This window comes from Streptomyces sp. SCSIO ZS0520, assembly GCF_025643355.1.
Classification (GTDB): Bacteria; Actinomycetota; Actinomycetes; order Streptomycetales; family Streptomycetaceae; genus Streptomyces; species Streptomyces physcomitrii.
The window spans coordinates 3298092-3310321 of record NZ_CP092644.1 but is presented as its reverse complement, the minus strand read 5'-3'; the positions used below and the strand labels follow the sequence as shown (position 1 = coordinate 3310321).

Genomic DNA, 12230 nt, shown 5'->3' with positions numbered 1-12230 from the left:
GTGGCCGTCGCTGAAGCAGCGGGCCGCGTCGCTGTCCGGCCGGGGACACCTTCCGTTCACGGCGGCTGCGGCCGTGGCCGGTCTCGTGCTCTCGGCCGTCCTGGTGGCGGCGGGCGGACCCTGGGACTCCACGGGTCAGCGTAAGGCCGAGAGCGCGCGTGCGGCCGCCGAGGAGGGCGCAGGTGGTGCAGATCACGGCCGCCGGCCCGCCCCCGGAGGCCCGCACTCCGCGCCCAGCGCCCCGCCCGTCCTCGACTCCCTCGGCGCCTCGGCACACGCCGCCGACGCACCCGCGGGCCGCCGGCTCGCCGAGGTCCTGAAGCCCCTGCTCTCCGATCGCGCCCTCGGCGAGCGGCGCGCGGTCTCGGTGACCGACGCGGGCAGCGGCCGCGAGCTGTACGGCAAGGACGCGGGCGCCGCCTTCACCCCCGCCTCCACCATCAAGATCGCCACCGGCACCGCGGTGCTCTCCGCGGCCGGGCCCGACCACCGCCTGCGCACCCGCACCGTCCTCGGCCCCGGCTCCCGGGTCACCCTCGTCGGCGGCGGCGACCCCACCCTGACCGCCCGCCCCCGCGCCGAGGGCAACGCCTCGCTGCGCACCCTGGCCGCCGCCACCGCGAGGGAACTCCGGCGCCGCGGCGTCGGGAAGGCCGAACTCGCCTACGACGCCTCGCTGTTCCGCGGCGAACGGCTGCACCCCATCGGGCGCAACGAGAACCTCGCCCCCGTCACCGCCCTCATGGCCGACCAGGGGCGCCTGGACGACTCCACCGGCGGCACCGCCGAGCGCGCCGAGGACCCGGCCGCCGACGCCGCCCGCGCCTTCGCCGGGTTCCTGCGCGCCGAGGGCGTCGAGACCCGGGGCAAGCCCGCCGGGAAGCGCGCCCCGAAGAAGAGCGAACCGCTCGCCTCGGTCTCCTCGCCGCCGCTGTCCGCCCTGGTCGAGCGGATGCTGACGCACAGCGACAACGACATCGCCGAGGCCCTCGCCCGCCAGGTCGCCGTCGCCGCCGATCGCCCCGCCGACTTCGCGGGCGCGGGCAGGGCCGTCCGCGCGGAGCTGGCCGCCCTGCAACTCCCGCTCGGCGGCGCCCGCTTCGCCGACGGCAGCGGACTCGACCGCGCCGACCGGCTCTCCGCGAAGCTGCTCACCGCCCTGCTCACCCGGGCGGCCGACCCGGACCGGCCGGGACTGCGCCCCGTCCTGACCGGACTGCCGGTCGCCGCCTTCACCGGCACCCTCGCCCACCGCTACGACAAGGAGGGCCAGCGGCAGGGCACCGGCCTGGTCCGCGCCAAGACCGGCACCCTCACCGGGGTGAACACCCTCGCCGGCAGCGTCGTCGACCGCGAGGGGCGGCTGCTCGTCTTCGCCTTCATGACCTCCGGCTCCACCGCCCCCGGCGAGACCCAGGCCGCCATGGACCGGATGGCCTCGGCGCTCGCCGACTGCGGCTGCCGCTAGGGCCTTTCGTTTGGGTCGGGCTGGATCAGGGAGCGGGGGCTGGTGCGTGCGGCTGCAAGGCGGAGGAGGGCGTCGACGCGGAGCGATTGGGGCCTCCCCTGCTCGAACGCAGTTGAGAGCTTGGGGACAACCGACGACAACGCCGCAGATGTGCGTGCCGGCCCCGCGAGCCCAGCCCGATCCAAACGAAAGGCCCTAGGTGTATTGATCACGAGCGTTGTTAACGCTGGTGGGGCTTGATCACGGCGAAGGCCCCCGTGTGTGGTGGAGGTGTCGAATCTTCACCGAACGCACGGAGGCCTTCGTGTCCCACCGTAATGCCCGGCTGACCGTCCACGGCAGGCGCCTGCTCATCACTCGTATCCGCGCGGGCCGCCCGGTCGCGCACGTCGCCGCGGAGATGGGCATCTCCCGGCCCACCGCCCACAAGTGGATCCGCCGCTGGCGGTCCGAAGGCGAAAGCGGGCTCCTGGACCGTTCCAGCCGCCCGCACACGACACCCCACCGCACCGCTTCCCACACCGAAGCCCGCGTCTGCCGCCTGCGGCAGGACCGCAAGCTCGGCCCCGCCCGCATCGGACCGGTCCTGGGCCTGCCACCCTCGACCGTGCACCGCATCCTTACCCGGCACGGCCTGAACCGCCTCGCCTTCCTGGACCGCCCCACCGGCCAGGTCATCCGCCGCTACGAACGCGACAGGCCCGGCGAACTGCTCCACGTCGACGTCAAGAAACTCGGCCGGATCCCCGACGGCGGCGGCCACAAAGCCCTGGGCCGCCAGGCCGGCCGGGCCACCCGCAGCAGCATGGGCTTCGACTACATCCACTCCGCCGTCGACGACCACTCCCGCCTCGCCTACAGCGAAATCCACCCCGACGAGAAGGCCACCACCTGCGCCGGCTTCCTGCACCGGGCCGCCGCCTTCTTCACCGCATCGGGAATTGACCGCATCGAGCGGGTCCTGACCGACAATGCCTGGTCCTACCGCAAGAGCCTCGTCTGGCAGCAGGCTCTGGCCGACCTGGGCGCGAGTCGCAAGCTCACCCGCGCCTACCGGCCCCAGACCAACGGCAAAGTCGAACGCTTCAACCGCACCCTGCTGGAGGAGTGGGCCTACCTGCGGCCCTACACCTCCAACGACGAGCGATCCGCAGCACTGGCAGACTTCCTCCACACCTACAACCACCACCGCTGCCACACCGCACTCGGCGGCCAACCACCCATCACCCGCGTCAACAACCCTGCGAGTCAATACACCTAGGCCGGGGCCGGGGCGCCGCCCGCCCCCGCAGGCCGGACCGGGGGTGCCAACCCCCTCCGGCCGGGCCCCCGACCACGTACGGTTGACGCATGACGAGCATCGGTGGTGCGTCCGGGATGGTCGACTGGAATCTCGCGGTGGCGACCGCGACCCGGCTGGTGCGGCCGGGGCCGGAGGTGAGCCGCGACGAGGCCAGGGCTGTCGTCGCCGAGCTGCGCCGCCACGCCAAGGCCTCCGAGGAGCACGTCCGGGAGTACACCCGGATGGGCGGCGAGGACATCCGCGACACCCCGGTCCTGGTGGTCGACAGAGCGGGCTGGGTACGGGCGAACGTCGCCGGATTCCGGCAGATCCTCTCCCCGCTCCTGGACAAGATGCAGGAACGCCGCGGCGCGGGCCCCGGCCAGGCCGTCCTCGGCACCGTCGGCGGCAAGGTCACCGGTGTCGAACTCGGCATGCTGCTGAGCTTCCTCGCCTCCCGCGTCCTCGGCCAGTACGAGACCTTCGCGCCCGCCTCCCGGCACCTGCCCGCCGGGGAGAACGGCGGGCGGCTGCTGCTCGTGGCCCCGAACATCGTGCACGTGGAGCGCGAACTCGACGTCGCCCCGCACGACTTCCGGCTCTGGGTCTGCCTGCACGAGGAGACCCACCGCACCCAGTTCTCCGCGGTGCCCTGGCTCCGGGACCACCTGGAGGGCGAGATCCAGTCGTTTCTCAGCGAGACCGAGGTCGATCCGATGACCGTCCTCGAACGCGTCCGGGAGGCCGCCCAGTCGCTGTCCGGCGGCCGCCCCGAGGGCGAGGAGGGCGAGGGCCGCTCCCTGGTGGAGCTCGTGCAGACCCCCGCCCAGCGGGAGATCCTCGCCCGGGTCACCGCGGTGATGTCCCTGCTCGAGGGCCACGCCGACTACGTGATGGACGGCGTCGGGCCCGCCGTGGTGCCCTCCGTCGCCGAGATCCGCGAGAAGTTCCAGCAGCGCCGCGCCAAGGGCGCCTCCCGCCTCGACGCCGCGCTGCGCAAACTCCTCGGCCTCGACGCCAAGCTGCGCCAGTACCGCGACGGCGAGCGCTTCGTGCGCGCGGTCGTCAAGGAGGTCGGCATGGACGGCTTCAACCGGGTGTGGACCTCCCCCAACACGCTGCCCACCAAGGCGGAGATCGCCAAACCGGCGGACTGGGTCGCGAGGGTGCACCGTAAGGCAGAGTCCTGAGCGGGGCCCGCCGACGGCAGTAGTGCGCCCGGGCAATCACCCGTCCGAGGGAGCGTGGGGGCCGCCCTGGCGTGCAATGCTCGGACAACCCCGGGGCTCTGTCACCATCTAGGCACTCTGCGTGACAAGAGCTTGCCGGCGGCGGCCGGGCGAACCGGCGCCCCGACGGCCCGGCGGCAGCCCGAGGCAAGCCCCGAACTTGACGAAGGGAACCGGACATGGGTCCCCACCCCGCGGTCGCAGCGATACGCCTGGCGGTCCGCCGCGTCCTGCACGACATCCTCACCGAACACGCCCCGCGCCAGACCGAACAGAGCCCCCGCCGGTCCGCCGCGGCAAGCCCCCAGGCGCCCGGCGCGAGCACCCCGGCCGGACTGCCGGGACCGCCCGCCCCACTGGTCCTGGTCGCCTGCTCCGGGGGCGCCGACTCCATGGCGCTCGCCTCCGCCCTCGCCTTCGAGGCCCCCAAGCTCGGCATCCGGGCCGGCGGCGTCACCATCGACCACGGCCTCCAGGACGGCTCCGCCCTGCGCGCCGCCGAGGTCGCCGTGCGGCTGCGCACCCTCGGCCTCGACCCCGTGGAATCCGTCGCCGTCGACGTCGGCGCCGCCACCCGCGCCGCCCACGGCACCGAACCCCGCGGCGGCACCCGCGCCACCGGCGGCCCCGAGGCCGCCGCCCGCGACGCCCGCTACGCCGCCCTCGACGCCGTCGGCGAACGGCACGGCGCCGCCGCCATCCTGCTCGGCCACACCCGCGACGACCAGGCCGAGACCGTCCTGCTCGGGCTCGCCCGCGGCTCCGGCATCCGCTCCCTGTCCGGCATGGCCGCGGTCTCCGGCGGCCCCGGCGCACCCGGCCGCTACCGCCGCCCCTTCCTCGGGCTCGACCGGCAGACCGCCCGCAAGGCCTGCCTCGTCCAGTCGCTGCCGGTCTGGGACGACCCGCACAACGCCGACCCGGCCTACACCCGCTCCCGGCTGCGCCACGAGGGCCTGCCCGCCCTGGAGAAGGCGCTCGGCAAGGGAGTCGTCGAAGCCCTCGCCCGCACCGCCCAGCTCTCCCGCGACGACGCCGACGCCCTCGACGAATGGGCGGGCCGCGCCGAGGAGAGCGTCCGCGACGACGCCGGACTCCTGGAGTGCGCCAAACTCTCGGCGCTGCCCTGCGCGGTGCGCCGCCGGGTGCTGCGCCGCGCGGCCATCGAGGCGGGCGCGCCGGCCGGCTCCCTCTTCGCCCGGCACATCGAGGAGATCGACCGCCTCATCACCGGCTGGCGGGGCCAGGGCGCCATCAACCTGCCGGGCAGAGTCAGCGCGCAGCGGCAGGGTGGCAGACTGGTCATCCGGCAAGGCTGACAACAGGCCATCGAGGACCGGGTGGCCCTCAGCCGCTGGACGAGGCGAAAGTGATGCGGGTGGACGCGAAAGACATGGGCACCGACCTCAAATCGGTACTCATCACCAAGGAAGAGATCGACACCAAACTGGCCGAACTGGCGGCCGCCGTCGACGAGGAGTACGCGGGCAAGGACCTCCTCCTCGTCGGTGTCCTCAAGGGCGCCGTCATGGTGATGGCGGACCTGGCACGCGCCCTGTCGACCCCGGTGACCATGGACTGGATGGCGGTCTCCTCGTACGGCGCGGGCACCCAGTCCTCCGGGGTGGTGCGGATCCTCAAGGACCTCGACACCGACATCAAGGGCAGGCACGTCCTGATCGTCGAGGACATCATCGACTCCGGACTCACGCTCTCCTGGCTCATCTCCAACCTGGGTTCGCGTGAGCCCGCCTCGCTCAAGGTGTGCACCCTGCTGCGCAAGCCGGATGCCGCCAAGGTCTCCATCGACGTCGAGTGGGTCGGCTTCGACATCCCGAACGAGTTCGTCGTCGGCTACGGCCTCGACTACGCGGAGAAGTACCGCAACCTCCCCTTCGTCGGCACCCTCGCCCCGCACGTCTACGGAGGCTGACCCCCGTCCGTACCACTCGGAGCCGCCGTGCCTCCGGGGCCGGTACGGGGGCGGGAACCCTCGCGGGGCGCCCGCCGTTGGAGCTTGCGAAGACGGCTCAGGTGTCCGTCCCCGCAGCAACGGGTGACAAAGCTGGGGTACCGTCCGAAGAACACTCTTTACCAAACTCACTATGGCAGGAGGGACGGGGCGGCACCGCTCCGTATGGATGGACGTGAAGCGATACTTCCGTGGGCCGGTCATGTGGATCGTGCTGGCCGTCCTCGCCGTGGTCGTGTTGATGACGGTCGTCGGTTCGTCCGGCGGCCACAAGACGGTGGACACCGGCCAGGTCGTCCAGGCAATCGACGACAACCAGGTGAAGTCGGCCAAGCTGACCACCGGTGACGAACACAACATCAAGGTAGAGCTCAAAAAGGGCCAGAAGGTCGAGGGCAGCTCCAAGATCCAGGCGAGCTACATCGGCGACCAGGGCGTCGAACTCGCCAAGGACCTGCAGGCCAAGTACGAGGACAAGCAGATCCCGGACGGGTACACCGTCTCGCCCTCGAAGCAGAACCCCTTCGTCGGGATCCTGCTCTCGCTGCTCCCCTTCGTCCTCATCGTCGTCGTCTTCCTGTTCCTGATGAACCAGATGCAGGGCGGCGGCTCCCGGGTCATGAACTTCGGGAAGTCCAAGGCGAAGCTCATCACCAAGGACACCCCGAAGACGACCTTCTCCGACGTGGCGGGCTCCGACGAGGCCGTCGAGGAACTCCAGGAGATCAAGGAGTTCCTCCAGGAACCGGCGAAGTTCCAGGCCGTCGGCGCCAAGATCCCCAAGGGCGTGCTCCTGTACGGCCCGCCCGGAACCGGCAAGACGCTCCTCGCGCGCGCCGTCGCGGGCGAGGCGGGCGTGCCGTTCTACTCGATCTCCGGCTCCGACTTCGTCGAGATGTTCGTCGGTGTCGGCGCCTCCCGGGTGCGCGACCTCTTCGAGCAGGCCAAGGCGAACGCCCCGGCCATCGTCTTCGTCGACGAGATCGACGCCGTCGGACGGCACCGCGGCGCGGGCCTCGGCGGCGGTCACGACGAGCGCGAGCAGACGCTCAACCAGCTCCTCGTGGAGATGGACGGCTTCGACGTGAAGGGCGGCGTCATCCTGATCGCCGCCACCAACCGGCCGGACATCCTCGACCCGGCGCTGCTGCGCCCGGGCCGCTTCGACCGGCAGATCGCGGTCGACCGCCCCGACATGCAGGGCCGCCTGGAGATCCTCAAGGTGCACCAGAAGGGCAAGCCCGTCGCCCAGGACGTCGACCTCTCGGCCGTCGCCCGCCGCACCCCCGGCTTCACCGGCGCCGACCTGAGCAACGTCCTCAACGAGGCCGCCCTGCTCACCGCGCGCAGCAACCAGAAGCTCATCGACAACCACATGCTCGACGAGGCGATCGACCGCGTGGTGGCCGGACCGCAGAAGCGGACCCGGATCATGTCGGACAAGGAGAAGAAGATCACCGCGTACCACGAGGGCGGTCACGCCCTGGTCGCGGCGGCCTCACCCAACTCCGACCCGGTGCACAAGATCACGATCCTCTCCCGAGGCCGTGCGCTCGGCTACACCATGGTCCTGCCCGACGAGGACAAGTACTCCACCACGCGCAACGAGATGCTCGACCAGCTCGCGTACATGCTGGGCGGCCGCGCCGCGGAGGAGCTCGTCTTCCACGATCCGACCACCGGCGCCGCCAACGACATCGAGAAGGCCACCGCCACGGCCCGCGCGATGGTCACGCAGTACGGCATGACCGAGCGGCTCGGCGCGATCAAGTTCGGCGGCGACAACACCGAGCCCTTCCTGGGCCGGGAGATGGCGCACCAGCGCGACTACTCGGAAGAGGTCGCCGCGCTCGTCGACGAAGAGGTCAAGAAGCTCATCGAGAACGCGCACAACGAGGCCTGGGAGATCCTGGTCGAGAACCGCGACGTCCTCGACAACCTGGTCCTCGCCCTCCTGGAGAAGGAGACGCTGGGCAAGGAGGAGATCGCCGAGGTCTTCGCCCCCATCGTCAAGCGGCCCGCCCGTCCGGCGTGGACCGGCTCCTCCCGCCGTACGCCCTCGACCCGTCCGCCGGTGCTCTCCCCCAAGGAGCTGTCCCTGACGAACGGCGCGAACGGCACCCCGGCGGTGACCGGTCCGGCAGGTGCCGCTCCGGCGGACACCCCGCCGCCGCTCACCAAGCCCGACGCCGCCCCCGCCCCGGAGGACCGTCCGGAGGCCTGACCTCCCGGATCGTCCCGGTGCCGGACAGGCCCGGAATGGATGCCGCGGCCCCCAGGTTCTAGCCTGGGGGCCGCGGCATTTCGTTTATGTCCGCCTGTCACACCCGAGGAACGAGGCACAGATGACCGATCCGGTGACCCTGGACGGCGAGGGAAACATAGGCACCTTCGACGAGAAGCGTGCGCAGAACGCCGTACGGGAACTGCTCATTGCGGTCGGCGAGGACCCGGACCGCGAGGGCCTGCGGGAGACCCCGGCACGGGTGGCCCGGGCCTACCGCGAGATCTTCGCCGGGCTGTGGCAGGAGCCCGAGGACGTCCTGACGACGACGTTCGACCTGGGGCACGACGAGATGGTCCTGGTGAAGGACATCGAGGTGATGTCCTCCTGCGAGCACCATCTGGTCCCCTTCGTCGGGGTCGCCCACGTCGGCTATATCCCGTCCTCGGACGGCAAGATCACCGGACTGTCCAAGCTGGCCCGCCTGGTGGACGTGTACGCGCGCCGCCCGCAGGTCCAGGAGCGCCTGACCACGCAGATCGCCGACTCGCTGATGCACATACTGGAGCCGCGCGGGGTGATCGTGGTGGTGGAGTGCGAGCACATGTGCATGACCATGCGCGGGGTGCGCAAGCCGGGCGCGAAGACCCTCACCTCGGCGGTCCGGGGCCAGTTGCGCCACCCGGCGACCCGGGCCGAGGCGATGAGCCTGATCATGGCGCGCTGAACCGGTTCTGCCGGGCTGTCCGCCGGGCTCGCCGAGGTTGCCCGCCTGGCTGCTCGGCCGGGTCCTGCCGAGGGCGCCCGGCCCGCCTCCGGTCCCTGTCCGCTGCCGGATCGGCTGCCGGGCCGGGGGCGTTCGGCTCAGCTCTCCGCCTTACCCCAGGCCGTCGACCCCTCCGCCGCGCCGTTGCCCGCGTACGCGGCGGTGAAGCTCCGCGACAGGGGCCTGCCGCCCGGGAGCCGGGTGCGCGGGGTGCAGGCGGCCTCGCCGTTGACGGTGGTGCGGGCGGTGCACAGGGGGGTGCCCTCGGGGGTGGTGAAGGTGATCCGCGCGTGGGCGATCGGGGTGCCCTCGGCCTCGACCGTCAGGTGGGCGCGCAGCGGCCCCGCGGCGACCGAGTGCACCGGCTCCGTCTCCAGGTCGGTGGCGTAGCGGGCCCGGGCCGGGCGGTCGCAGGTGGCGAGCAGCCCGCTCCAGTGCAGACCGGCCGGGCAGGGCTTGCGGTACGGGGTCTTCCCGGAGCAGCGGTAGAACCAGCCCGGGGCCGCGCCGTCCGGCCGGATGTCGGCCCCGGTCGCGGGACCGTCGAGGCAGGGGCCCGGCAGCGGGTCGGCACCCCCGGCGCCGGGCGCGACGGGGGCGGCCGCGGCGGCGAGGGGGGCGGCCGAGGAGGAGGCGGGGGCGGCCGCGGGTGAGGCGGGCGCGACCGCGGGGGAGTGGCGGGCGAGGGCGTCCGCGGGGGAGGCGAGGGTGGCGGTGCTCGCGGCGAGGAGTGCGGCGCCGAGTGCCGTGGCGGTGGTGCGCAGGGTCATGGGCCCTAAGTTACGCAGGGGCTACGCAAGGTGAGAGGTGGGCGGCCGGGGCGCCCGGTGGCTCAGGTCGCGCGGGTGGCGCCCGTGCCGTTCTCGTCGTTCTCGTCCTCGGGGAGCCTGCAGACGCGCTCCAGGAAGAAGGCGGCCGCTATCACCGCGATCCCGGTGAGCACCGAGGCCCCGGCGTAGAAGGCCTGGTCGCGGCGGTCGGGGAGGTCGAGGAATTCGAGGAGGTAGGCGCCGGTGCCGCCGTACATGCCGGAGACCAGGGCGGCCACCAGGGCGCTGGCGTGCCCGAAGACGACCGCGCGGGCGGCCATCATCGGGTCGACGCCCTTGGCACCGGGGCGGCGTTCGCGCTGGGCCCTGAGGCGGGTGCGCAGGGACAGGGCGGTGGCGAGCAGGACGACCGCGATCACCGCGAGCACGATGGGGGCGGCGAGCGGCACCTTCGGCAGGGTGCCCTTGGAGTCCCAGAGCCGGGCGCCCGCCCAGCTCACGAGCCCGGCCGCGAGGAAGACCCCGGCCAGTGTCCTGATGCGCAGCTGTTCCACTTCGTCCCTTCGCCGGTCGGGCCGCCGCCTCGCGGCCCGTCCTCACGACCCTAACGACTATTCCGGCAGCCTGAGTTCCAGGTCCGGCCGCGGCACCACACCGGTGCGGCCGACGGACTCGGCGAGCGCGGCCACCTCGCCGCGGCCGGGCAGCTGGGCCGCGGGTTCCACGTCCAGCCAGGGCACCAGGACGAAGGCGCGCTCGTGGGCGCGCGGGTGGGGCAGGGTCAGCGCCGGGTCCTCGGAGCGGACCTCGCCGTAGGTGACGATGTCGACGTCGATGGTGCGGGCCGCCCAGCGCTCGTGCCGTACCCGGTCGAAGGCCTCCTCGACGGCCTGGGCACGCTCCAGGAGGGAGTCCGGCGGCAGCGTGGTGCGCAGCACGACGACGGCGTTGAAGTAGGCGGGCTGGCTGTCCGGGTCGACGCCCCAGGGCTCGGTCTCGTAGACCCCGGAGACCGCCTTGACGCGTACGCCCGGGGTGTCCTCCAGGGCGTCGACGGCGCCCTGGAGGGTCTCCAGGCGGTTGCCGAGGTTGCTGCCGAGGGAGAGCACGGCGAGGTGGGGGTTGCTGAGGGTGGTGTCGGCGGCGTCGACCTGTTCCACCACGGCGGCGGGTACCGGCTGGACGGTCGGATCGCTGGGACCCTCGCTCGGGAAGGCAGTCATACTCGGCTCCGGGTGATGGTGACGGTCACGTCGTCGAAGGGGACGGTGATCGGGGCCTGCGGTTTGTGCACGCACACCTCGACCTCCTCGACGCCTTCGTGGCGCAGGCAGGACTCGGCGATCCGCGCGGCCAGGGTCTCGATCAGGTCCACCGGCTCGCCCTGCACGATGGCCGCGACCTCCTCCGCCACGATCCCGTAGTGCACGGTCCTGGTGAGGTCGTCGGTGGCGGCGGCGGGCCGGGTGTCCAGGCCGAGGACGAGGTCGACGACGAAGGTCTGGCCCTCCTCGCGTTCCTGGGGGAAGACTCCGTGGTGTCCGCGGGCCCTCAGGCCCCGCAGCGCGACACGGTCCACGCGGATCACTCCTGCAGTGCTCGGGCTCGTGACGAGCGGCTTGCTCCGGGCTCGTACGAGCGGTGTGCCTCGGGCGCTTGCGGGCGGCCTCGGCGGCTTCGGCGGGGCGCGGTCCGCGGGGACGGCCGGGTCCCGGCGGTGCGCCCTCTGGTTCGGTGGGCTGTGGGTCTGTTGTCACGGCGGCGCGGGCCGCGGGCCGGTGGTGCGGGTGCCCGGGTGGCCCCCGGGTACCGCTCCCGCGCGGTCGCGGTGGTGTGCGGCCCCGCCCGGTGGCTCGTACCCCGCCGGGCGGCTCCTGCCCCTCCGGCGGCGGCTTCGGCCTGATCGAATCTACCCGCGAGGGGTGACGGTCCCCGCGGACGGGGGCCCGCCGGGGGCCGCGGGGCCGGGCGGGGCCCCGGTCCGGGCGCCGGGGAGCCGGGTCGCCGTACCGGGGGTCCACCCGCTCACAGGGGCGACTCGTCCCCTTCGGGCTCATCGGATTCGGCCAGTACCGGGGAGGCGTGGTGCGACCACAGTTTCCATCCCTCGGCGGTGCGGCGGAAGACGTTGGTGGCGACCACGAGCTGGCCGAGCAGCGGGCCGGGGTCCTCGCCCTCGGCGGGGGCGGGCCCGCCGCTGAGGATGTTCTCGGTGCAGGTGACCAGGGCGGTGTCGGCGAGCACCGAGACCTGCACATCGGTGAGGAAGAACTGGATGTACTCGGTGTTCGCCATGATCAGCGCGTACGAGCGGAGCACCTCCCCGCGGCCGGTGAGCAGCGGCCAGCCGGGGTGCACGCAGGAGACCTCGGCGGGGCTCGCGCCGTCCGGCTTCGCGCCCTCGGCGCCGGGGGTGGCGGCGATGTCGGCGGGGTCCAGCCACAGGCCGGTGAGGGTCTCGAAGTCGCCGCGCTCCATGGCCTCGTAGAAGGCGGTGTTGGCGAGCTGGACGTCCTCGG

At 72.9% G+C, this 12230-nt stretch carries 12 protein-coding genes; 7 read left to right on the top strand and 5 right to left on the bottom strand.

The features are described 5' to 3' along the window. The first annotated feature begins 10 nt into the window (after nucleotides 1–10). From dacB to folE, 7 genes are all read left to right on the top strand, one after another. Nucleotides 11–1468, top strand: a complete 1458-nt coding sequence (gene dacB, locus MID12_RS12580) for a D-alanyl-D-alanine carboxypeptidase/D-alanyl-D-alanine-endopeptidase (protein ID WP_411577058.1) — start codon at nucleotides 11–13, stop codon at nucleotides 1466–1468. A 304-nt stretch (nucleotides 1469–1772) separates the two neighbouring features. Then, a complete protein-coding gene (locus tag MID12_RS12575; RefSeq protein ID WP_263167017.1) occupies nucleotides 1773–2729 on the top strand; it encodes an IS481 family transposase in 957 nt (318 codons plus the stop codon). 89 nt (nucleotides 2730–2818) lie between these two features. Next, a complete protein-coding gene (locus MID12_RS12570; RefSeq protein ID WP_078844925.1) occupies nucleotides 2819–3940 on the top strand; it encodes a zinc-dependent metalloprotease in 1122 nt (373 codons plus the stop codon). A 218-nt stretch (nucleotides 3941–4158) separates the two neighbouring features. Further along, nucleotides 4159–5298: a tRNA lysidine(34) synthetase TilS gene (gene tilS, locus MID12_RS12565; protein WP_040250001.1), complete on the top strand. Its 1140-nt coding sequence runs from the start codon at nucleotides 4159–4161 to the stop codon at nucleotides 5296–5298. 53 nt (nucleotides 5299–5351) lie between these two features. Beyond that, nucleotides 5352–5912 (top strand): hypoxanthine phosphoribosyltransferase, encoded by a 561-nt coding sequence (gene hpt / locus MID12_RS12560; protein WP_040249998.1) that lies wholly within the window; start codon nucleotides 5352–5354, stop codon nucleotides 5910–5912. A 208-nt stretch (nucleotides 5913–6120) separates the two neighbouring features. After that, entirely contained in the window at nucleotides 6121–8175 is a 2055-nt protein-coding gene (gene ftsH / locus MID12_RS12555) for an ATP-dependent zinc metalloprotease FtsH (protein WP_040249995.1), read from the top strand. 121 nt (nucleotides 8176–8296) lie between these two features. Further along, nucleotides 8297–8902: a GTP cyclohydrolase I FolE gene (folE, locus tag MID12_RS12550; protein ID WP_040249992.1), complete on the top strand. Its 606-nt coding sequence runs from the start codon at nucleotides 8297–8299 to the stop codon at nucleotides 8900–8902. 137 nt (nucleotides 8903–9039) lie between these two features. On the opposite strand, the gene MID12_RS12545 is transcribed toward folE, so the two are convergent. The 5 genes from MID12_RS12545 to MID12_RS12525 form a co-directional block, all read right to left on the bottom strand. After that, complete coding sequence (locus MID12_RS12545; protein WP_263167012.1) at nucleotides 9040–9711, bottom strand: carbohydrate-binding module family 14 protein; 672 nt, start codon at nucleotides 9709–9711, stop codon at nucleotides 9040–9042. A gap of 62 nt (nucleotides 9712–9773) precedes the next feature. Then, nucleotides 9774–10265 carry a DUF3180 domain-containing protein gene (locus tag MID12_RS12540; protein WP_040249990.1) on the bottom strand — a complete coding sequence of 164 codons (492 nt, stop codon included), beginning with the start codon at nucleotides 10263–10265 and terminating at the stop codon, nucleotides 9774–9776. Nucleotides 10266–10322: 57 nt separating this feature from the next. Then, the gene (gene folK / locus MID12_RS12535; protein WP_040249987.1) at nucleotides 10323–10934 is read right to left on the bottom strand and encodes a 2-amino-4-hydroxy-6-hydroxymethyldihydropteridine diphosphokinase; all 612 of its coding nucleotides are present in this window, start codon (nucleotides 10932–10934) and stop codon (nucleotides 10323–10325) included. After that, a complete protein-coding gene (gene folB, locus MID12_RS12530; RefSeq protein ID WP_040249985.1) occupies nucleotides 10931–11290 on the bottom strand; it encodes a dihydroneopterin aldolase in 360 nt (119 codons plus the stop codon). Before folB ends, folK begins: the two co-directional genes overlap by 4 nt. A gap of 446 nt (nucleotides 11291–11736) precedes the next feature. Next, a complete protein-coding gene (locus MID12_RS12525; RefSeq protein WP_078845424.1) occupies nucleotides 11737–12189 on the bottom strand; it encodes a nuclear transport factor 2 family protein in 453 nt (150 codons plus the stop codon). Nucleotides 12190–12230 lie beyond the last annotated feature (41 nt).

Coding starts and splice junctions, on each gene's coding strand:
- MID12_RS12570 (WP_078844925.1), top strand. CDS start 2,819: ATGACGAGCATCGGTGGTGCGTCCGGGATGGTCGACTGGAATCTCGCG.
- tilS (WP_040250001.1), top strand. CDS start 4,159: ATGGGTCCCCACCCCGCGGTCGCAGCGATACGCCTGGCGGTCCGCCGC.
- hpt (WP_040249998.1), top strand. CDS start 5,352: ATGCGGGTGGACGCGAAAGACATGGGCACCGACCTCAAATCGGTACTC.
- ftsH (WP_040249995.1), top strand. CDS start 6,121: ATGGACGTGAAGCGATACTTCCGTGGGCCGGTCATGTGGATCGTGCTG.
- folE (WP_040249992.1), top strand. CDS start 8,297: ATGACCGATCCGGTGACCCTGGACGGCGAGGGAAACATAGGCACCTTC.
- MID12_RS12545 (WP_263167012.1), bottom strand. CDS start 9,711: ATGACCCTGCGCACCACCGCCACGGCACTCGGCGCCGCACTCCTCGCC.
- folK (WP_040249987.1), bottom strand. CDS start 10,934: ATGACTGCCTTCCCGAGCGAGGGTCCCAGCGATCCGACCGTCCAGCCG.
- MID12_RS12525 (WP_078845424.1), bottom strand. CDS start 12,189: ATGGAGCGCGGCGACTTCGAGACCCTCACCGGCCTGTGGCTGGACCCC.